The organism is Mucilaginibacter sp. GW821-FHT07G05 (genome assembly GCF_059418565.1).
This window is the reverse complement of sequence record NZ_JBWKQC010000001.1, coordinates 600373-621283: the sequence shown is the minus strand read 5'-3', so window position 1 is coordinate 621283 and position 20911 is coordinate 600373. Positions and strand designations below refer to the sequence as shown.

General features: G+C 42.9%; 19 protein-coding genes. 12 read left to right on the top strand and 7 right to left on the bottom strand.

The window, feature by feature from the left end; all coding sequences use genetic code 11:
- Nucleotide 1 precedes the first annotated feature (1 nt).
- The 5 genes from AC07NA_RS02465 to AC07NA_RS02445 all read left to right on the top strand — a co-directional run bounded on the left by AC07NA_RS02465 (nt 2) and on the right by AC07NA_RS02445 (nt 6056).
- Nucleotides 2-439: a DoxX family protein gene (locus tag AC07NA_RS02465; RefSeq protein ID WP_494895390.1), complete on the top strand. Its 438-nt coding sequence runs from the start codon at nt 2-4 to the stop codon at nt 437-439.
- A 12-nt stretch (nt 440-451) separates the two neighbouring features.
- A complete protein-coding gene (locus AC07NA_RS02460) occupies nt 452-925 on the top strand; it encodes a Dps family protein (RefSeq protein ID WP_494895388.1) in 474 nt (157 codons plus the stop codon).
- Between the two features lie 5 nt (nt 926-930).
- Nucleotides 931-1605 carry a YoaK family protein gene (locus AC07NA_RS02455; RefSeq protein WP_494895386.1) on the top strand — a complete coding sequence of 225 codons (675 nt, stop codon included), beginning with the start codon at nt 931-933 and terminating at the stop codon, nt 1603-1605.
- A 236-nt stretch (nt 1606-1841) separates the two neighbouring features.
- Entirely contained in the window at nt 1842-4091 is a 2250-nt protein-coding gene (locus AC07NA_RS02450; protein ID WP_494895384.1) for a tetratricopeptide repeat-containing sensor histidine kinase, read from the top strand.
- A gap of 21 nt (nt 4092-4112) precedes the next feature.
- Complete coding sequence (locus AC07NA_RS02445; RefSeq protein ID WP_494895383.1) at nt 4113-6056, top strand: sigma 54-interacting transcriptional regulator; 1944 nt, start codon at nt 4113-4115, stop codon at nt 6054-6056.
- 67 nt (nt 6057-6123) lie between these two features.
- On the opposite strand, the gene AC07NA_RS02440 is transcribed toward AC07NA_RS02445, so the two are convergent.
- The 5 genes from AC07NA_RS02440 to AC07NA_RS02420 form a co-directional block, all read right to left on the bottom strand.
- Nucleotides 6124-7734 (bottom strand): Na+/H+ antiporter, encoded by a 1611-nt coding sequence (locus AC07NA_RS02440; RefSeq protein WP_494895382.1) that lies wholly within the window; start codon nt 7732-7734, stop codon nt 6124-6126.
- A gap of 291 nt (nt 7735-8025) precedes the next feature.
- Nucleotides 8026-8826, bottom strand: coding sequence for an alpha/beta hydrolase (locus tag AC07NA_RS02435; RefSeq protein WP_494895380.1), 801 nt, complete (start codon nt 8824-8826; stop codon nt 8026-8028).
- A gap of 11 nt (nt 8827-8837) precedes the next feature.
- The gene (locus AC07NA_RS02430) at nt 8838-9242 is read right to left on the bottom strand and encodes a DUF1634 domain-containing protein (RefSeq protein ID WP_494895379.1); all 405 of its coding nucleotides are present in this window, start codon (nt 9240-9242) and stop codon (nt 8838-8840) included.
- Nucleotides 9243-9246: 4 nt separating this feature from the next.
- Complete coding sequence (locus AC07NA_RS02425; protein ID WP_494895378.1) at nt 9247-10080, bottom strand: sulfite exporter TauE/SafE family protein; 834 nt, start codon at nt 10078-10080, stop codon at nt 9247-9249.
- 4 nt (nt 10081-10084) lie between these two features.
- A complete protein-coding gene (locus AC07NA_RS02420) occupies nt 10085-10735 on the bottom strand; it encodes a FadR/GntR family transcriptional regulator (RefSeq protein WP_494895376.1) in 651 nt (216 codons plus the stop codon).
- Between the two features lie 269 nt (nt 10736-11004).
- On the opposite strand from AC07NA_RS02420, the gene AC07NA_RS02415 reads away from it, so the two are divergent.
- From AC07NA_RS02415 to AC07NA_RS02405, 3 genes are all read left to right on the top strand, one after another.
- Nucleotides 11005-11388, top strand: coding sequence for a BlaI/MecI/CopY family transcriptional regulator (locus tag AC07NA_RS02415; protein WP_494895375.1), 384 nt, complete (start codon nt 11005-11007; stop codon nt 11386-11388).
- A 22-nt stretch (nt 11389-11410) separates the two neighbouring features.
- Entirely contained in the window at nt 11411-13168 is a 1758-nt protein-coding gene (locus tag AC07NA_RS02410) for a M56 family metallopeptidase (protein WP_494895373.1), read from the top strand.
- A gap of 113 nt (nt 13169-13281) precedes the next feature.
- The gene (locus AC07NA_RS02405; protein WP_494895371.1) at nt 13282-15720 is read left to right on the top strand and encodes an outer membrane beta-barrel protein; all 2439 of its coding nucleotides are present in this window, start codon (nt 13282-13284) and stop codon (nt 15718-15720) included.
- 12 nt (nt 15721-15732) lie between these two features.
- Here the strand turns inward: AC07NA_RS02405 and AC07NA_RS02400 are convergent, their stop codons facing one another.
- The gene (locus tag AC07NA_RS02400; RefSeq protein ID WP_494895369.1) at nt 15733-17292 is read right to left on the bottom strand and encodes a M20/M25/M40 family metallo-hydrolase; all 1560 of its coding nucleotides are present in this window, start codon (nt 17290-17292) and stop codon (nt 15733-15735) included.
- A 78-nt stretch (nt 17293-17370) separates the two neighbouring features.
- Between AC07NA_RS02400 and AC07NA_RS02395 the strand changes: the two genes are divergently transcribed.
- On the top strand, nt 17371-17925 hold the full coding sequence (locus tag AC07NA_RS02395) for an RNA 2'-phosphotransferase (protein WP_494895367.1): 555 nt from the start codon (nt 17371-17373) through the stop codon (nt 17923-17925).
- Between the two features lie 31 nt (nt 17926-17956).
- Here AC07NA_RS02395 and AC07NA_RS02390 read toward each other — a convergent pair whose 3' ends face one another.
- Nucleotides 17957-19369, bottom strand: a complete 1413-nt coding sequence (locus AC07NA_RS02390; RefSeq protein ID WP_494895365.1) for a DUF6055 domain-containing protein — start codon at nt 19367-19369, stop codon at nt 17957-17959.
- A 141-nt stretch (nt 19370-19510) separates the two neighbouring features.
- Here AC07NA_RS02390 and AC07NA_RS02385 point away from each other — a divergent pair, with 141 nt between their 5' ends.
- From AC07NA_RS02385 to AC07NA_RS02375, 3 genes are read left to right on the top strand one after another with little or no spacing between them, the layout of a single operon-like run.
- Nucleotides 19511-20011, top strand: coding sequence for a 2'-5' RNA ligase family protein (locus AC07NA_RS02385; protein ID WP_494895363.1), 501 nt, complete (start codon nt 19511-19513; stop codon nt 20009-20011).
- Between the two features lie 7 nt (nt 20012-20018).
- Nucleotides 20019-20381 carry a VOC family protein gene (locus AC07NA_RS02380; protein ID WP_494895361.1) on the top strand — a complete coding sequence of 121 codons (363 nt, stop codon included), beginning with the start codon at nt 20019-20021 and terminating at the stop codon, nt 20379-20381.
- A 24-nt stretch (nt 20382-20405) separates the two neighbouring features.
- Nucleotides 20406-20909: a GNAT family N-acetyltransferase gene (locus AC07NA_RS02375; protein ID WP_494895359.1), complete on the top strand. Its 504-nt coding sequence runs from the start codon at nt 20406-20408 to the stop codon at nt 20907-20909.
- Nucleotides 20910-20911 lie beyond the last annotated feature (2 nt).

Here is a 20911-nt window from a genome sequence, read left to right as displayed (position 1 = left end):
TATGAAAGATCTAATTACCACCATACTTTATACCGATGCGGGCAATGCCGTTAATAACTGGGCTTTATTCGGCTTCAGGATCTTACTGGCTATCGAATTGTTCAGGGTACATGGTATGAAAAAATTCAGGGGCGATGGCGGGGAACCCGAAAACGTGCCAAACCCACTACATCTCCCCCAAAAGTTGAATAATATGGTAGCAACACTATCAGATACCGTTGTGCCTGTTTTTGTAATACTTGGGCTGGCAACAAGAGTGGCTATTTTGCCCACATTGGGCGTTACCGCCATAGGCTATTTCATTGTTCACCGTAACGACCCTATTGCCATACGCGATGTGCCTTATATTTATACAGTATGCTTTTTACTGTTATTGCTAACAGGCCCCGGCACCATATCGGCAGATCATTATTTATTTACCCACTTCATAAACCAATAACAATAAATCAACATGGAACCAAAAATTGGAATAACAGCAGACAACCTAAGCAATGTAGCACATGCTTTAAACAAGATACTGGCAGACGAATACGTTCTGTACACCAAAACCCGTAACGCGCACTGGAACGTTGAAGGCGCTGATTTTCATAGCAAGCATTTGTTTTTTGAAGCGCAATACGAGCAACTGGACGAAATTATGGATAGCGTGGCAGAACGCATCAGATCGTTAGGGCATTACGCGCCGGCAACCTTAAAAGCTTTTCTTGCGCTTACTCACTTTTCTGAAATACTTCACGAGAAGAACGATGGCGTAGGCTTTATCATCGAGCTGCTTAACGACCACGAAAGCTTAATTATCAAACTGCGTGAGAACATCAATATTTTCGCTAATGATTTTAAAGACCTCGGTACAAGCGATTACGTAACCGGGCTAATGGAAACTCACGAAAAAATGGCCTGGATGCTACGCTCGCATTTAAGATAACGACTATGGAAAATCAAAAGAACATCTGGTTCATCACCTTAATGCTATCCGCGGTAGCAGGCTATTGCGATACCGTAACATTTGTATCGGCGGGTTCTATATTCTCGGCACACGTAACCGGTAACTTTATCATATTTGCCTATCAAATTTTAAAAGGCAGCGATACACAGGCCTGGATAAAGCTGCTCACCTTCCCGGTATTCATCGTGTCGGTAATCATTGGCGGGGCAATAGCGGCGAGATCTGTAAATCGTTACAAAATATTGCTGATTGAGGGTTTACTGCTGGTAGTGAGCGGTATCATTTCAGTTGTATTTATTCGTGTGCCCGGCCTTATTTGGGAAACATACATTGTAGTGATGATGGTAGTATTTGCCATGGGGCTGCAAAATGCCTTTGGTAAACTGTACGCCAAAGAAACCTTTGGCCCCACTACCATGATGACCGGTAACGTAACCCAGGCATCGCTTGATCTTGGTAACGCCATTGGTTCGGCTTTTAAAGATTTGGTATCGTTAGAAAGCCTTAAAAAACAAAGTATTACCATAGGAGGCTTTTTGCTGGGTTGCCTGGCAGGTGCGCTAATGGCCAAAAGCTTTGGCCTAAGCGTTATTGTACTGCCCGGTATAGGTATTATCATTTGCTATATTACCACCAATAAAAGCGCAGCCGTAAATTAATTAGCTATCGCAATCAATAAAAACATAACAGGGGCCTTCGTTTTGGAGGCCTTTGTTATTAATCATAAAATCACTGTCGCAAATTGACGATATATCATAAGTTTTTAAAATGCTCGATTGTATATAAAAATCTTATTATCAATTAGTTAATAAATGGCATTTTAATTGGCAATAGGTATCAATAATTAATAGCAACCACAATCCTTATCAGGCATATACCACAACATTTCCATACCATGCAACTACGGGTTTATTTACTTTTCATATTGTGCATTATTGCTGTTGGTTACAGCTATGCGCAGTCGGTTGCATCGGTAAAATCTATCCGCAAGGTACTTGATGCTGGTAAGCAAGATACATCAAGGGCTAACGCGCTTATTGATTATGGCAGGTATTACCTCAACAAACCCGGCGAAACCAAAAACGATCTTGATAGCGCCCTGTTTTTAAATGCGCAGGCGAGGCGCTTAAGTTCAACTCTGAAATATAATGCAGGTATTGGTAAAAGTATTTTGCTGGAAAGCCAGGTTTATCGCGAAAAAGGCGAAAAAGATAAAGCAATGGCATTAACCAAAAACGCATTAGCCTTTGCCACACAACACCATTTATTAAAAGAAACAGCCGATGCCTATTTAGCGTTTTGCGATTTTTACGGTATTGAGGAAAGCGACCTTGCAGAACGCATAAAATATACAGAAAAGGCCCTGCCGCTGTTTCAAAAAGGAGGCTACAAGCAGGAAGAAGCCAATGCCCTGAAAACCCTGGGCGATTATTATCATTTGCAGGCCGATAACCCTAAAGCGGTAAAATTGCTGGAGCGTGCTTTGAGCATCTATCAATCTATCCATTATAAAGAGATACAGGGTGTGTACGATTTGCTGGGGTATTTATACGCGCGAACAGGTAATGATGTACTGGCTTTAAAATATGGTTTGCTGGCGGTTAAAACAGCAAAACAGGTGCAGGATTCGAGCATGCAATTATGCACCATTTATAATCGTTTGGCCATTACCTATAATGGCCTCAAAAAAAGCGACCATGCTTATCATTATTACCAGGAAGCTTTAAAAGTGGCCTTACGATACAACGAAACGGATGCCATTCAGCAAATTAAATTTAACCAGATCATCTTATTAATGGGGATTCACAAGCCACAGCAATCGTTAGCTACGCTGATTGATGTGGTTAAAAGATACCCGCCAAATGGTAATACCAGACTCAATATTACAGCGCTATCCTTATTTGCAACCATATATATGGATATGAATCAGATGCCCAATGCCAAACGGTATGTCGATTCGTTGCTGTATTATTACAAAGATTTTGGGAAGGAATTTGGATACGCCCCTTTTGTAAATCAGCCCATTATACGTTACTATTTCTTAAACAGGCAATTTGCCAGGTCATATCCTTATTTAAAGGTTAACGATAGCCTTGCCCGCGTGCGGCACAACTTAACCACTATCGCGTTAAATGAATTGAACTGGGCCAGAACAGATTCGGCCACCGGGAAGCTACTTTCGGCATTGCAACATTACCAGGAATACAAAACGGTGAGCGACTCCCTGAAAAGCATCGACCAAAAGAAGGAAATAGCCCGTTTACAATACCAGGCAGATCTTGATAATAAAGACCAGGATATACTGGTGCTGAAACAGCGCGGGCAGCTACAGCAAAACCGCATAGATAATGAAACGGTTATCCGTAAAGTTGTAATAGCCGGATTGGTGATCCTGATGATATTTCTGGGGTTGGTATATAGCCGTTACAACATAAAAAATCGAAGCAATAAATTACTTACGGTAAAACAAACAGAGATCAATAATCAGAATGAATTGCTGCGCAAGCTTTTGAACGAGAAAGAATGGTTGATAAAGGAGATCCATCACCGGGTTAAAAACAACCTGCAAATTGTGATCAGCCTGTTAAATACGCAAAGCGCGTATCTGGATAATGAAGACGCCTTGTTTGCCATACGCAACAGTCAGCACCGTATGCATGCTATATCTCTTATCCATCAAAAGCTGTATCAGAGTGAAAATTTAGCGGCTATAGATATGTCGGTTTATATTCATGAGCTGGTAGATTACTTGCAGGAATGCTTTGATACTGAAAAACGGGTTACCTACACTTTGGATATAGCGCCGTTAACTATTGATGTGGCGCAGGCCGTGCCGCTGGGTCTCATCATGAACGAATCCATCAGTAACGCCATGAAATACGCTTTTGCTCCCGGGCAAAAAGGAAAAATAACTATTACTTTAAAACAGTGTGCCGACGGGCGTTATGAATTAAACATAGCCGATAACGGCAAAGGCTTACCTACAGATTTCGACCCGGAGCAAAGCAGCTCGCTGGGTATGAGTTTGATGCAGGGCCTGGCTGTGCAGCTGGAGGGCGACTTAAAATTAACTACAAAAAATGGGTTGAATGTTTGTATTATATTTAAACCGGAAAATATTACTACAGATTTTATACCTGCATAACAGAGGGGTGAAAATTAGAAAATGGACCAGAATATACTGATTGTTGAGGATGAATTTATTGTAGCGAATGATCTGCGGATAATGCTGCAAAAGGCGGGTTATACTATTTGCGGCATAGCGCCATCGGTAGCTAAGGCTATGGCATTGATAAAGACTAAACAGCCCACCTGGGTGTTGCTGGATATTTTTTTGCAGGGCGATAAAACAGGGATAGACCTGGCGGGCTACTTAAACGAGGTTAAAATTCCGTTCATATACATTTCGGCAAATACCAACCAAGGCATACTGGAAGCAGCAAAGGCAACGCAGCCTTACGGTTTCCTGGTAAAACCATTCCGCGAGAAAGATTTGCTGATCATGCTTGATATTGCCCGTTACCGGCACGATCAAAGCCTGAAATATAACCTTAATAACGATTCGGCATTTGAAAAACAGATACAACTGGCTGTCGACGAAAAAAATTCCCGGCAGGATAAATTAAAGCAAGTAGCCCTGTCATTACAAACCGTTGTGCCTTTTGATTACCTGAACATCAGCAAAGTTGATAAAACTGATTTTTCGGAAGACATTGTATTGGTCAAAACCAAAGCAAACAGTTTTCAACTGCTGAGCCATGATGAACTGCTGGAAGAAGTTTCGGTAAGCCAGCGTGAGTTCAGATCGTGGAAGGTAAGCGATAAGAACCTGTTGGGCGAATCGTTATACAACAACTATAAATTCCGCCAGTTGCGCATGGAAAACCGCTGGCTTAAGGCACTGAGCGATCATTACCATTACGAATCGGGCCTGATGATCGAGAGCGAAGCTATTGACGGATACCGCTATCAGTTCTCATTCCTGAATAAAGCGGCTGATGTTTATACGCAGATCCATGTCGATCTTTTAAATAATGAACAAAAAACGCTGTCTCTGATTATTAAAGACATTATTTTAAAACCGTCGCAGCACACTGCTCCTATTGTTGAACCCCGCTTTAAAGCAGTTACTGAGCCTGCCAAAACCTATACCGAAGATTACCATGGCATTATTGGCCGCAGCCCTTTGCTGCTGGATGTTTTTAATAAAATTGAGATGGTAGCTCCCGATGATACCTCTATTTTAATATTGGGCGAAAGCGGTACCGGTAAAGAGCGTATCGCGCATACAATTCATAAATTATCGCCCCGTAAATCAAAACCAATGGTTACGGTTAATTGCGCTGCCCTGCCAATCAACCTCATCGAATCTGAATTGTTCGGGCATGAGAAGGGTGCTTTTACCGGCGCGAATGATAAGCGCATAGGCAAATTTGAGCAAGCCGACGGAGGCTCTATATTTCTGGATGAAATTGGCGAACTCCCACTCGAAGCACAGGTAAAGCTACTAAGGGTTTTGCAGGAACGGGAGATTGAACGCCTGGGCGGTAATTACATCAAAAAAATAAACGTTCGTATTATAACCGCCACCAATCGCAACCTCGAAAAAGAAGTTGCTGAAGGTCGTTTCCGTTTAGATCTTTACTATCGCCTTAATGTATTCCCGATAGAGTTACCCGCTTTAAGGCAGCGCAAAGAAGACATCAGCCTATTGGCTAACTACTTTTTAAATAAATACGCTAAAAAATCAAAGAAGAATATTTATAGCATATCCGAAGCAGTGATGGAAGAACTGATGGCCTACGACTGGCCCGGCAATATCCGCGAATTGGAGCATTTGATAGAACGAAGCGTGGTATTATCACAGGAAGAAGAGATCAGCCAGATAGACATTCCGGTGTTTTCATCAAACCAGCACCCCGCAACCGATGAGAATTTCAGGATAAAAACCATGGAAGAAATGGAACGCGACCACATCTTGAGCATTTTGAAAATGTGTAAAGGCAAGATATTTGGTCCTGGCGGCGCGGCGGAGATCTTGAATATGCCTTCAACCACTTTAAATTCAAAAATTAAAAAACTGGGTATCAAATACGAATACTCTAAATAAGTTCCCCGCTCATACTAAAAAAGGCCCGCAATTGTTGCTGGCCTTTTACTTTTATAACGATTTTAGTTTAGTCGCCTTGCGAGCTGACCTTCACTTCGGCAAGGTCTATCTGCATTTCCTGTTTGCGTATTGCTTCGTCGCTAAATGCCTTTTCCTTGCGGATATGATATAATTCGCGGCGCTGTATGTGGTACAGGTCTTTCAGAACCCTGTTATACATTTTTACTTCACTCAGTTGCGATTGATCACAATCTAACGACTCCAAACGTTGTGTAATAATGGTAACATTGTTCTGTAATTCTTCCTTCAGGTTTTGCAGCAACTCGCTATTTGCTATTTCTTTCGGATAGTGCTCCTCCAAACGTTTTACTGATTGATTCACCAGTCTTAACCGGATACCCAGGTCCTGCTGATCTGCCGGTACAACGGGATCAATTTCTTTTATTTTTAAGGCCTTAACAATAAACGGCAAAGTTAAACCCTGAAAAACAAGCGTAACCAGTATCACCACAAAAGTGATAAAGATGATGAGGTTACGGTGCGGAAATGCCTTACCATCATCTGCCAGCATAGGCAATGATAAAGCCGCCGCCAGCGATACTACACCGCGCATACCGGCCCAGCCAATAACGAATGATCCTTTCCAGCCCGGATTTGGCTCGGAGGCGCGTATGCTTTTAAACAACCAGCGGGGAATGAACGTACTTGGGTAGATCCACAACATGCGGATAATGATAATTACCACGCTGATGATGAGGCCATACTGCCAGGCTTCGCCTATTGAATAACCATCGAGCCCTTTAACAATTACGGGCAACTCCAACCCTATCAAAATAAACACCAGTCCGTTTAAAATAACGATAACGGTCGACCATACGTTTATGGTTTGCAACCGACTCTGCCCATCCTGAAATACCTCGTGCGAACGATATGATAAAAACAAACCGCCGCTCACCACCGCCATTACACCCGAAAAATGGAAATGCTCGGCAACCAGGTACATAAAATAAGGTGATACCAGCGTAAACGCGGCATCAATATTTGAAGTAGTAGGTAAAAAGCGATGGATCAGGTAAACGATATGAGCTATGGCAAGGCCTATAACAATGCCCATTAGCGTAACCGTAAAAAAATTGGTAGCGGCTTCGTTTACAGAAAAGCTACCCGTTAACACCGCGGTTAGTGCAAACCTGAATACAATTAAGCTGGATGCATCGTTCACCAGGCTTTCGCCCTCTAAAATAATGGAGATACGTTTAGGGATCTTCACATACTTTAAAACCGAAGTAGCGGCAATAGCATCGGGTGGAGAAATGATACCGCCCAATAAAAAGCCCATTGATAGCGTAAAGCCCGGTATTACCGCCGATGATACAAAGGCCACTATGGTTGAAGTAAAAATAACCAAGCCAAATGCCAGCAAACTGATAGGGCGTTTCCATTTCCAGAAATCGTTCCATGAGGTATACCACGCGGCCTCATACAATAAGGGAGGCAAAAATATAAGGAAGATCAGGTCGGGATCCATGGCGATAACCGGCATGCCCGGAATATAACTTACCACCAAACCGGCGATCACCAAAAACAGCGGATAGGCTATTTTTAGCTTTTTGGCCAGCATGATCAATAAAAAGGTTGCAGAAAGCAGGATCAGAAATTGTAATAAAATATAGTGCATTTGTATCAGTTTGATAAATGGTACCAATTACTTTGTAATATAAGCCTATAGTGCGAAAATTCAAAAACAACACTATAAGCCATACCACACATCAAATACAAGACCACCTGCAAACTATACTGGCATTCAAAATATTAACATAAATATGCTTTAAAATAGCTGTTGATATATCGTGAATTTACGTTTTGTAGGAATATCAGTGGTGACCCGTTATTACAATGATCACCCTCGGATAAGCATAAAAACGCCCGCTATGGAAAACATAGCAGACGTTTTTACTTATTGTATATATTAATTTTTATTTGGAGTGCCAGATGCTGCCCCTTCAGCAGCCTTTATAATTAACGTGGCTACTTCTTTTGGCCGTGATGTATATATAGAGTGGCTGCCACCCGGAATTTCTACTGTATAACTTGCCGCCCGTTTAGCGTACATGCGTTCCAAGTCGGGGTTAATAATGCGATCGGCCTGGGCTACCATATACCAGCTTGGTTTTGTTCGCCAGGCGGCTTCGGTAATTACCGCGTGAAAAACTTCATCTTTGGTTAATACCTGGGCGCGGCCTGTAAAATCAGCTATATTTTTTGGCAGATCGGCCGCGAAATCAGCATGAAAACTATCAGGTGCTATATAGTCATATCCGTCTGCTGTTTTTTGAAGGGATTTGTAGGCTGGTGGATATAGCTTGCCATTGGCAGCTTCATTTTCGCCTTTATCAGGCGCATGGGCGGCAATATAAACCAAACCTTTAACCTGCGGATCATTACCGGCGGCAGTAATTACCGCGCCACCATAGCTGTGGCCTACCAAAATAACCGGACCATCCATCATTGCTATCACTCGTTTAACGGCCTCTACATCGCCATCGAAAGATGTTAGTGGATGCTGTACTATACGCACATTGTAGCCTTTTTTAACAAGGATATCGTAAACCGGTTTCCAGCCTGAGCCATCAACAAAGGCACCGTGTACCAGCACAATGTTTTTAATGGGGGCCTGTGCCGAAGCCGGCCGGGTACTGCTTAGTAAGAAGATTAAGCATAGGGCTGCCACACTGAGGAGCCTTGCTATGCTGTTGATTATTGTTTTCATAATGATGATAATTAAATTTTTAACCCACCAAATACGCTGAACAGCATAATAGCCAAAACAAGCAGCGTGATGAGGGTATACATTTTGTCGCCTTCCAGCAGAAACCCTACCAGCGAAAGCGCTATACGGAACACCGGCGTAGCCACCAGGATCACCACGCCTAATTGTATAATGGCACGGGCATCCAAACCGACTACTCCATGAAGTACGGAGGTGAAAGATGTGATGCCTGTCTTCTCCCCTGCAAAGGTGTGGTAAGATGGCATGGGTACAGCGCCTAACTGGTACAAGTATAACAAGCCGCCCATCAGCACAATAAAGCTGGATAATAACACACCTACACGTAACTGCAAACCAATAAACCGTTCTATGTCGTGGTCTGCCAGTTTATTCTGAAATATCGTATTCTTTTTCATCTGCTTAAAATTTATGGTTATAGCCATTGTAAATCATCTCTGCCGCTACAAAACATATGGCTACGCAAAAAATGTATTTTAACACCTGTACATTAATGCGGCTAAGCAATTTTGCACCTGTAAATGCCCCGCCCAGTACGCCCAGTACAACAGGGAAAGCGATACCGGCATCCATATAACCACGTTGCAGGTATACTACGGCGCTCGCGGCAGCGGTTACGCCTATCATAAAGTTACTGGTAGTTGTACTCACTTTAAAGGGAATGTGCATGGTAGAATCCATTGCCAGTACCTTTAACGCGCCCGAACCTATCCCCAGCAAACCTGAAAATACCCCGGCGACGGTCATGATAGAAAAACCGGCGCCAACGTTTTTTAGCTTATAGGCAACCTCGCCATCTTTGGTTGGATAAGTATTGTTCAGCTTTAATACTTCGGCCGCGTGGCTGCCCTCGGTTAGCGCGTCCTGATTCTTTTTGCGGATCGTCATGGCTGCGGAGAACAACAGGATAACACCGAAAAGTATGGCGATGGTATTGGTTGGCGTATAAACGGCAAGTAAAGCGCCTACAACCGCGCCTACTGTAGTAGCGATCTCTAAAAACATACCGAGGCGTACATTGGTGATGCCCTCTTTTACATAAGCACTTGCCGCGCCCGATGAATTAGCTATGGATGCCAGCAAAGCTGCGCCAATGGCATAACGGATATCTACATTGAAAACTAAAGTTAATAACGGAATGATAACTACTCCCCCGCCCAAACCGGTAAGTGAACCCACCAGCCCGGCCAGGTAAGCGCCAAGAATTAACAGGAGGGTGAAAACTAAAATACTCATATAATTAATAGTTGTTGGATAAAATTTGTTGGATGATCTTTAATGCCTCTTTCTTCTTTTTATCACGAATGGCATCAAAAAGGGCATCGTGTAAATAATGGCTCATAGCAAAATGCGCGATACCCTGCTGCTCCCTTTTTGAAAAGAAAGACCTGATGCTCAGTGTAAAGTAATCGTACAGATCGGCAAGGACTTTGTTGCGTGAGGCAGCCGCTATAGCTGTATGGAAAGCGATATCGGCATTGGTGCAGGCCTGTTTATTTTCTGTTTCAATAGCATGTCTGCGGTCGGTAAGGTGTTGGTGCATGGCATCCAGATCGGCTTGTGTATGATGGTCAACCGCCAATTTTACAAGCTCTGTTTCCAGTAGCATACGTACGGCGTTAATTTCATCAAAATCGGCATTACGCAGGCGCTGATCTAATGGTTGAGCAGTGGATTGTTCATTTACGAAGGTTCCGTTGCCCTGCTGTACATGCAGTACCCCCGCCATAGCCAAACTTTTGATAGCTTCGCGAACTGATGAACGCCCAACCTGGTATGCCTCCATCAGCTCGGGCTCGGCGGGGATCTTCTCTCCCGCTTTATATTTTTTGGCGGCAATATCCTTCTTTATTTTTTCGGCCACCATTTCTGATAATTTCACTTTTGCCATGTTGCAATCAATTACAATACAAACATACGATGTGTAATTAAACATCTGATGTTTAATTGAGAGAAAAATGAACGTACAAACGCTTTTTACGGGGCGATGACGATATGTGATAAGTTGCAGTTGGTTTATTGTATTGAAATTGAGCCTGTTTGGTAGTTTATCACATTGGGTTTATGATCGGATCATATATTTTTATTCAACCTACGAAAAATTTATTACCTTTTATTTGTTTGGTACGAAAGTTTTCCTACCTTTGGTTTGAGATAATTATGGAAGCACAAAATAAACCGATAGAACCCACAAAATCAGAACTGGAAATATTACAGGTATTGTGGGAACACGGGCCATCAACAGTTCGCGCGGTGAATGATGAGTTGGTTAAACAAAAGGATGTTAATTACACCACAACCCTGAAACTAATGCAGATCATGGCCGATAAGGGAATCCTGAAACGTGACGAAAGCCAAATGAAACATATATATAGTGTGGTGCAGGAAGAACAGGAAACCAAATCGCACTTGCTGGATAAGTTTGTCGACTCGATGTATAAAGGATCTGCAAGTAAATTGGTGATGCAGTTGCTTGGTAATAAAAAAACATCGCAGGCTGAGCTGGATGAGATAAAAGATATGCTTAAAAAGTTTGAAGAATAATTACATTTAAAACTAACCGGTTATGGCGTTTTCATTGGTAAATATACTGCCCGATTACCTGATCAAAGCATTGGGTAATACGCTGATCCATTCTTTATGGCAGGGCATGCTGCTTGCCGTAGTAACAGGATTAATTGTGATAGGCACCCGTAAGACAAGTGCCTCGAAACGATATAGCCTGCTGATTACCGCGTTGTTGCTGTTCACTATCGCCGTAGCTGTTACGTTTGCACAGGAGCTCAGGGCGGCGCAATCTTCGCCGGCGATAATCGGTAAAAATTCGTTAGTTATTCATAACGCCCTTCCATCCTACCCTCCTGTAATTACTGAATCGAATGAGTACCGGAATATTTTAAGTTTTTTGAGTAGCTACTCCAACATCATTGTGCTTATATGGTTTCTGATCGTGTTGGCGCGAAGCTTGCAATTGTTAACCGGCTTGCAGGTGATCTACCATTTACGCAGGCGGCAAATATTTTCTATAGACAATAGCTGGCAGCACCGGGTAACGGAACTGGCCAGGCAAATGGGCATAAGACAGATTATTACCATTGCCGAATCCGGAATTGCACGTGTGCCGATGGTTATTGGTCACCTGAAACCGTTGATATTAATACCGGTGGGCTTGATGACTGCCCTGTCCCCTGCCGATATTGAGGCTATATTGGTGCATGAACTGGCCCATATCCGCCGCCGCGATTATTTAACCAATGTGTTATTGAGTATTGTAGAGTTGCTCTTCTTTTTTAACCCGGCCGTATTATGGATAGCGGCACTGATAAAGGCCGAACGCGAAAATTGCTGCGACGATATCGCCGTTGAGTACACCGGTAACAAAGTAAATTATATTAAAGCTTTAGTGGCCAGTCAGGAATATCAGCTTTCGGCCCCGGCTTTCGCTATGGCGCTCAACGGGAATAAGCAGCACCTTAAAGGCCGGGTTCAGCGTTTGCTTAGTAGCCGAAATCCGTCGCTCAATATGATGGAAAGATCGTTGCTGGCCGGTTGTTTGGTAACCGCTGTTTTGCTAACGACTGCTTTTACCCAAAAGGATAACATTGAACATTTCGTTACCAAAACATCTAAAACGGTGGCTCGTGTAAGCCGGGCAATCTTACAAAAAAAGGATATTGATACTGCCGTGAAAAAGACGGTAACGATAATTACTGAATCGACAATGTCGGTTACTAAAACCGTAACAAGTAAAGTTAAGGACACTACACAAAACCGCGTAAATAATAAGCCGGATGAAACAGGTGATCCACTACCATTAAATAATTTAGCCGCCCAAACCGCGCTGGCCGATTCACTTAAACGCTTGCAAGGTGGTTTATCGCCGTTAAGCAGTGTAAAGCAAAAGTTAGGCCCTGTAAGCACCAAACTCTCTTACCAAAATCAGCATGCCTTATATAGTTTAGATTCGGCAAAGCACTATCAACCTTATACCAGCAGTTACAAGCCGCGCAAGACGGGTTATGACAGAACATTGTCGGCAGAAAACCCTTCAACCAATGCTGTCCCGGTTTTAATGAAGAATAACGATGAGCAGGAATCTGATATAACCAGGCAAATACTCAAAGCTATTATAAGCGAAGGTTTAGTCGCCAAGGTACAATCCTATAAATTAACAGAATACGATTTGGTTATTAACGGCGAGAAATTACCGGATGAAACATTTAAGCGCTTTAAAAATGATTATATAAAATCGTTCGAAAAACGCAGCATTGTTTACTACAACTACGATACCAGCACTATGGTAACTACAACCACCACGCTGTAAGTACAAACCAAAAGCATCAAATAACAAATTAATTCACGTTAAAAAACGAGAACGGGACAATTATTGCCCGATAAACGCTAAACAGACATTTAACCTTTAATCACCCAAACATCATGAAACTAAAAATAGCGGCTTTAATAGCCGCCTGGATAACTATTGCCTCAACTTTCGCTTTCGCGCAAGATACACTGAAACTTTCTGGCAAAGTGACTGACGCGAACGGGCATTCTCTTGAGGGCGTTACGGTATACCTGCTCAACGGTAAAGACTCCACACTCATTAAAACAACTTTTACCGATATCACTGGTATTTACACTTTTCTCAATCTGAAAAAAGCAAGCTACCGTTTATCGGCAAGCATGGTGGGTTATCAAAATTATAGGGGCACGAGCTTTGAACTGAGCGTTAATAAGATTTTAGAGCCGGTCAGCTTAATAATAAACAGCAACACGCTACAGCAAGTTAGTATTAGCGCCACCCGGCCTTTTGTACAACAAAAGATAGACCGTACCCTTGTTAACCCCGAGGCTATGATAAGCAACGCGGGCGGTACCGCATTAGATGTACTTGAGAAAGCGCCGGGAGTAATAGTTGATCAAAATGGCGCGATAAGCTTGAAAGGCAAAGGTGTAACTATTTTTATTGATGATAAGCCGACTTACCTTTCGGGCGCGGACCTGGAAAATTATCTTCGCTCATTGAGTGCGGCCGCTATTGATCAACTCGAATTAATGCCTAATCCACCGGCCAAGTACGATGCGGCAGGCAGCGGTGGTGTTATCAATATTAAAACAAAGAAAAATAAAGTAAGAGGATTTAACGGCGGCGTTAACCTCGCGTACACTCAGGGAAAATATGCCCGTACAAACAATAGCCTCAACTTTAATTACCGGAACAATAAGTTAAACATTACCGGGAACCTGGGTTATAACCATGCTAATACTTTTAATGATCTTGATATTAACCGTCATTTTGAGGATGGTAATGGTGTAGTAACTACCAACTTTTTACAAAACTCTTTTCTGCGGAACACGGGTAACAATTATACGGTTAGGCTGGGTGTTGATTACTACTTATCAGATAAAAGTACGTTGGGCGTTAACGTGAATGGTATATACAATCCGCATCGCACAACTTCGCCAGTTACAAGTAACTTCTCTGATGTACAGAACAGGCCCGATTCTACCATTATCGCCCAAAATACCGAACGCGATGTATTTAAAAATGGCGGCATCAACCTTAACTATCGTCATAAATACGGTCAAACCGGGCGCGAGTTCACTGCCGATATCGATTACCTGAACTATTATACTAAAACAGATCAGTTGTTTGCCAACAGTACTTATTTGCCGGGTGGCATGGCTACCAATATCGATCAGTTAACCGGGATGCTGCCTGCGCATATCAATATTTACACCGCCAAGGCAGATTATGATCATCCGTTGAGAAATGGTATTAAATTATCTGCCGGTTTAAAAACAGCCTATACACATACCGATAATGTAGCCGATTATTTTTTGACGAAGAACGAGATTACGCAACCCGACTATGGCAAAACCAATCATTTTATTTACCGGGAAAATATCAACGCGGCTTATTTAAATGCCACAAAAGATTATAAGCGCTTGTCGTTCCAGGTCGGTTTAAGGTTAGAAAACACGATCTCCGATGGACACCAGCTTGGCAACGTGCAAAAGCCGGACTCCACCTTTAAACGCAATTACACCAATCTATTTCCCACTTTATATATTCAGTATAAACTGGATACAGGTAATGTTAACCAGTTGCGGTTAAATTATGGCAGGCGTATCAATCGTCCCTATTACCAGGATCTGAACCCATTTCTTTCTCCTTTAGATAGGTTTACCTACTACACCGGCAACCCTTTTTTAAAGCCATCCTTTACTGATAATATTGAGCTGACACACTCTTACAAAGAAAAATTTAACACTACTTTAAGCTATAGTAAAACACGCGATGATGTGAACGAAACCATTGAAATTGTTGACGGTATCTATTACAGTCGCCCGGGTAACATTGGTAAATACACGGTTATCACGCTTTCTTTTGATGCTACTTTTGATCCCGCCAAATGGCTGAATATCTTTTTCTATAGCCGTGTATCCAACATCCATTCGGTGAGCGATTTTTATACCGGATTATTAGATACCCGCGGTACTTATTTTTTCGCCCGTACCGCGCTTACATTTAAGCTGAAGAAAGATTGGCAGCTGCAAGCCGAAGGCGGATACCAAAGCAAAATCACCAGCGGGCAATTTGTTATTGGCAGCAGAGGGCGGGTTAATACCGGTGTGTCTAAAAAGCTATCAACAGCTACTACGGTTAAATTTACGGTGAACGATATCTTTTACACGTTTAAAAATACAGGCGTTATCAATAACCTTAACCGCACATCGGCCAATTGGCAAAACCTGAGCGATACACGCAACTTTGTACTTTCACTTAGTTATCGGTTTGGTAAAGCAATTTCGGGCCAGCGCCAGCATGATGCCAACGGTGCCGAAAGCGAACAAAGCAGGGTGAAAAACTAACCCGGCGTTCTGCTACAAGCCGTCGAAAACGAAAACTTCTTTTTTGAATGACTTTCGCGGAAGCAGTTCGGGGCGGATACTTGTTTGGTATACGAAAGATGCTACAATAATGGCGGCCTGTTTCAGGTCGTCCATTATTAAGTGGTCATAATCGTCCAGGTTACTATGGTGTACACGGGTTTCATAATCAAGCGGGTCTTGCACAAATTGAAAAGCAGGGATACCTGCCCAGTCGAAAGAGACATGATCGGTAGATCCTGTACTACTGGTTGTCACCGTGGAAGCGCCCAGATCATGAAATGGTTTTAACCATTCGGTAAAAATGGGCTGCAAAGCGGTATTTCCCTGGGTATAAATCCCCCGGATCTTGCCCGAACCATTATCAAGGTTAAAATAGGCTGATATTTTGGCTTGGTCAGGCTTAAGAGACATTTTTACGGCGTCGATAAAATGATTTTTAACATAGCCGTACGAGCCGTAAAGCCCTTGCTCCTCACCTCCCCACAGCGCTATGCGAATGGTTCGTTTAGGTTTTAGGCCAAGCGAATCGAGCAGGCGCACGGCTTCCATCATTACAATACAACCTGCCGCGTTATCGGCAGCACCGGTAGCAGCCTGCCACGAATCGAGGTGCCCGCCAAGCATTACCACCTGCGATTTCAACTTGGGGTCGCTGCCCGGAATTTCGGCAACAACATTGTAGCCTTTGGTATCCGCGGTAGAAAACTTGCCTTGAATATTAAGCGACAATTCAACCGCTTGCCCCGATTGTATCAATCGTTTGATGCGTTGCGCGTCTTCCAAAGCCATATTTACCTGCGGCAAGGTTTGTGCATCGGTAAGTTTATAACCATATGCAGCCTGTACAAATACAGATCCGTTAGCGCTTCGCCTGCCTGCGGAGAGCACCGCCAAAGCACCTGATCGTTTTAAGATCAAATCAAACTGCTGTATCAATTTCAATTGTCCCAGCTCCTGCTCAATTTCCGAACGCTTCACCACGTAATTGTCCTTCAAATTGGCCAGGGAGGTATCGGCCAGGCGGGTAGCGCTTGGTGTAAAGTTATCCTGGGTTTGCAGTGGCCTGCCGGTTATCAGTATAAATTTGCCCTTAAATTCGGCTGCATGGCTTATTAAATACGTAGTATCCATAGCCTGTTGCGGCGCTATCAATACCACACCACCCTTTAATACACCATCGGTATTAGTACTCCACGGACAAGCATACGCCCTCAACGGCGTGGCGTAGGGTAAACGCATCACCAGGCTGAAATCTTCTAAATCCCACTGTTTGCCAAACTCGCCCCATGGTTCAAGCTTTGAATTTGTTAAGCCCCATTTTTTAAATGTAGCTATGGCCCAATCGGCCGCACGGCGATAACCCGCAGAGTTGGTCAGCCTTGGTCCCGAAACATCGGTAAGGTAATGTGCTATTTGCGGAATTTGCGAGCTGCTTAGCTCGGCTGCTTTTATTTTAGCGAAAACGGCGGTATCCGGTTGTTCTTGCGAAAAGCTTATTTTAGCAAGCAATAAGCATAACGCGCATAATGTGGTGGTTTTCAGTGTGACCATGTTTGAATGTTTGGTAGCTAAATATAAACAATATCAGCTTATTGAGCATAAGCGCTAAACAAATGCTTTAATTTGAATATGATAAGCGATAAAGAGATTACCGGTATAAGCAAATTTTTAAGCCTGGTATTGCGCCACCAGCCGCAACTGATAGGGATTGAACTTGATGAACAAGGCTGGGTAAGTGTAGATGATCTATTAACAAAAGCCAATGCTCACGGAAATAAATTGACCGTTGAAATACTAAAACACGTTGTAGAAACCAACGCCAAGAAACGTTTCGCTTTTGACGAAAGCGGTCAAAAGATACGGGCCAGCCAGGGACATTCAATTGAAGTTGAACTGGGTTATGAGCGTCAAATACCTCCTGATATTTTGTTTCACGGTACGGGCATGCAATCGGTTCAGTCCATTTTAAAAGATGGGCTGATCAAGCGTGAGAGGCAACATGTGCATTTGAGCATGGATATTACAACGGCCGTTCAGGTAGGAAGCAGGCACGGTAAACCTAAGGTGTTTGAAGTACTTGCCGACGAGATGCACAACCAGGGGTATGTGTTTTATTTATCGGCAAATAAGGTTTGGTTAACAGATAACGTGCCGGCTCATTTTCTGAGACTGAAAGAGGATTGATAGCTGTATTGGAAGCGGGAATCTGTTTCTATTATTTTATAAAAGCTTTATCAATTACGGTACCTGTCAGCTTAATTTGATAAGGCCATTGTTCGTCGTTCTGCGCTTTACCATCTGTTAAATGTTCCCAATGCTCCGTTGGCGCGCCGCTTACCACCAGCCATAAATAGGCGGTGTTTTTAGGTATAGTAAAGCTTTCAGTAGCGTTGGTTTTAGAATATGTTTTGCCATAAACACGCGAACCATCTTGTTTTACTGCCAAAAAGCCATACCGCCAACCGACTTTATCGGTGTTAATCGCCCTGAAGCCTTCCGCACCGACTATGCCCTTAAAATCAAGTTTAACTTTGGTTCCGGCTGCGGGTACATCCAGCTTGATACCATTGTAACCATAGTTTTGCGGACAGTTACTCTCCGCTATGCGATACCAGCCATCGCCAATATCATTTAATGCAGCAATATGCTGATTCGCATAGATTTTAGCTGCTTGCTCAATACGCGGCATATCCCAGGTGATGAACCTGCGGGCGGCATCAAAAATTTCATCATTAAATTTCGACTGGTTTAAACCGGTCAACCTCTTATAAGTAGTTACCGCGTCTTCTCCTTTAATTGCTTCACGCCATAGTTTTCCTATAAAATCGCGCCCATGTTTACCCGACCAGTACTCTAACACATAAGGCGAATGGTATTGGTTATCTTCATGCAGAAAAGCCAGGTGAGTTTGGCGCATAAAGCTTTTTAAGTGATAGTTCTCAAACGTCATCCAGCTTGGATAAACCTGGAACAGCATATACTGCGAGGTCATTTCAAAGATGCTTTGTCCCCTGCTGCCCTTGGGTGCCGATGTAAAACCCCAATGACCATCCGCATGTACCATGTACTGAAACGAGTGACCAAGTTCATGAGCCAAAGCGCCATAAGGCGCGGATGCTATGCGGGTAGAGGGTGTCCACAGAATACCTATCTTATCTTCTACCCCACCACCGAATGCCGTACCGCCATGACTATTCGGGATAACGTAGGTAAGCATTTTATACTTATCCGTTAAGGATTTTCCTTTTTGCACAAACTTCAAGGTATCACGATAGCAGGTATAAAACCTGTCCAGCTCAAGCATTGCGGCTTTTGGATCAAACCTGATCGAGTCCGGATTTACGGCAGGATTATCACCATAATTCTTACTCCAAAAAATAGCGATGTTATTGCCTTCGGCTTTTCGCAAATTACTGTAATCGCTGTTGTTATTGTTATAATCGTTGTTGTCGGCAACCATCCATACTTTTGCAGGATAATAGATGGGCTTTACAGCAACACTATCGGCCGTAGATATCAGCTGTGTAAAGTGCTTATCTTTAGCAGTGCCGAGCATGTCATATTTAAATGCCAATAAGGATATTGCGAATGAAATACCTGCAAATAATACAACTTTCTGTTTTTTCATAAAATTAATTTAATTGGCCTCTTGCTTTAGCATTATTGGCCGAACCATGATGTTCAAATTTACTTATTGGCAGATGGGTTAATTTTCCGGAAATTAGCTAAATAGGCCTGTATATTAACCTTTCAGAAAAGCATTTCTATAATGAGCGAAACAAGAAGGCAGCTGACATTATTTATCACCGAAGGAAAAGAAACGATTGAGGCGGTCAGGGTAAAGTTTAACCCGGCACAGTATGACCTTATTGCCGCTCATGTTACGCTGTGCAGGGAAAACGAGATAGGCTTGCTTGACAAAGTGATTCAGAATATCAGGTCTGTTAATATTCATAAGCCATTGATTATTAAGTTTGAGTCGCCTGTACGATTTGCCGATGGTAAAGGTGTATTGATACCCGCGACAGAACGTAATGATGAATTTTATAGCTTAAGAAAAGCTGTTTTAAAAGGTATAGATGCCGATCCCTATCAGCAACACCCGCATATTACGCTGATGCATCCCCGAAATTCGAGCTGTACTGATGAAATTTTTGCACAGATAATTCAATATAAATTGCCTGTGCAGCTTAACTTTGATACCATTAGCCTGATAGAACAAAAGGATGGCGGTAAATGGACTCTACTTGAACAATTTGCCCTATATTAGTAACACCATGGAACATAAAACTAAATCGATCAGACCATTTATCGGTGCAAAGGATTTTGAATTATCCCGGAGCTTTTACCGCGACCTCGGGTTTCAGGAAGTCGTTTTGTCGCCGCAATTATCTGTTTTCAAAACTGAGCAAATCGCTTTTTACCTGCAAAACGCTTACGTGCAGGATTGGGTGGATAATACCATGATATTTTTAGAGGTAGATAGCGTTGACAGTTATTTCGCTGAACTTTCCGCATTAAAACTAACCGATAAATACACCGGTGTAAAGTTATCCCCTATCCGTACCGAGCAGTGGGGAAAGGAATGTTTCTTACACGATCCATCGGGGATATTGTGGCATTTCGGCGAGTTTTTTTGATGCCCCGTTTATTAGTTTAGCCTAATGCTTGAAACGCCCAACCTGATACTGCGCCGCTTCACGGTTGATGATGCCGCTTTTATTTTTGAATTGCTAAATACCCCTACCTGGAAACAGTTCATCGGCGAGCGTAACATTAATGCCTTGCAGGATGCTGTAAATTACATTAATAACGTACTTGCCAATTATTACGAAAAATATGGTTACGGGCCATGGCTGGTAATGCTAAAAGAGGAGAACAAACCCATTGGCATGTGCGGTCTTTTCAAACGCGATTACCTTGAGCTGCCCGATATAGGTTTTGCTTTTTTGCCCGAGTTTGCAGGCAAGGGTTTGGCTTATGAAAGTTGTACAGCCGTGCTTGGCACGTTGCGGAAAGAATTTGGGCTCGATAGTATTTTCGCTACTACTACCGATGCTAACATCCGTTCACAGACTCTATTGGAAAAATGCGGCTTTATATACCAGGAAAACATCACGACAACTGAAGGAGATCATCTTCGTTTATACCGGGTTGTGTTACCTTGATC

Coding starts and splice junctions, on each gene's coding strand:
- AC07NA_RS02465 (WP_494895390.1), top strand. CDS start 2: ATGAAAGATCTAATTACCACCATACTTTATACCGATGCGGGCAATGCC.
- AC07NA_RS02460 (WP_494895388.1), top strand. CDS start 452: ATGGAACCAAAAATTGGAATAACAGCAGACAACCTAAGCAATGTAGCA.
- AC07NA_RS02455 (WP_494895386.1), top strand. CDS start 931: ATGGAAAATCAAAAGAACATCTGGTTCATCACCTTAATGCTATCCGCG.
- AC07NA_RS02450 (WP_494895384.1), top strand. CDS start 1,842: ATGCAACTACGGGTTTATTTACTTTTCATATTGTGCATTATTGCTGTT.
- AC07NA_RS02445 (WP_494895383.1), top strand. CDS start 4,113: ATGGACCAGAATATACTGATTGTTGAGGATGAATTTATTGTAGCGAAT.
- AC07NA_RS02440 (WP_494895382.1), bottom strand. CDS start 7,734: ATGCACTATATTTTATTACAATTTCTGATCCTGCTTTCTGCAACCTTT.
- AC07NA_RS02435 (WP_494895380.1), bottom strand. CDS start 8,826: ATGAAAACAATAATCAACAGCATAGCAAGGCTCCTCAGTGTGGCAGCC.
- AC07NA_RS02430 (WP_494895379.1), bottom strand. CDS start 9,242: ATGAAAAAGAATACGATATTTCAGAATAAACTGGCAGACCACGACATA.
- AC07NA_RS02425 (WP_494895378.1), bottom strand. CDS start 10,080: ATGAGTATTTTAGTTTTCACCCTCCTGTTAATTCTTGGCGCTTACCTG.
- AC07NA_RS02420 (WP_494895376.1), bottom strand. CDS start 10,735: ATGGCAAAAGTGAAATTATCAGAAATGGTGGCCGAAAAAATAAAGAAG.
- AC07NA_RS02415 (WP_494895375.1), top strand. CDS start 11,005: ATGGAAGCACAAAATAAACCGATAGAACCCACAAAATCAGAACTGGAA.
- AC07NA_RS02410 (WP_494895373.1), top strand. CDS start 11,411: ATGGCGTTTTCATTGGTAAATATACTGCCCGATTACCTGATCAAAGCA.
- AC07NA_RS02405 (WP_494895371.1), top strand. CDS start 13,282: ATGAAACTAAAAATAGCGGCTTTAATAGCCGCCTGGATAACTATTGCC.
- AC07NA_RS02400 (WP_494895369.1), bottom strand. CDS start 17,292: ATGGTCACACTGAAAACCACCACATTATGCGCGTTATGCTTATTGCTT.
- AC07NA_RS02395 (WP_494895367.1), top strand. CDS start 17,371: ATGATAAGCGATAAAGAGATTACCGGTATAAGCAAATTTTTAAGCCTG.
- AC07NA_RS02390 (WP_494895365.1), bottom strand. CDS start 19,369: ATGAAAAAACAGAAAGTTGTATTATTTGCAGGTATTTCATTCGCAATA.
- AC07NA_RS02385 (WP_494895363.1), top strand. CDS start 19,511: ATGAGCGAAACAAGAAGGCAGCTGACATTATTTATCACCGAAGGAAAA.
- AC07NA_RS02380 (WP_494895361.1), top strand. CDS start 20,019: ATGGAACATAAAACTAAATCGATCAGACCATTTATCGGTGCAAAGGAT.
- AC07NA_RS02375 (WP_494895359.1), top strand. CDS start 20,406: ATGCTTGAAACGCCCAACCTGATACTGCGCCGCTTCACGGTTGATGAT.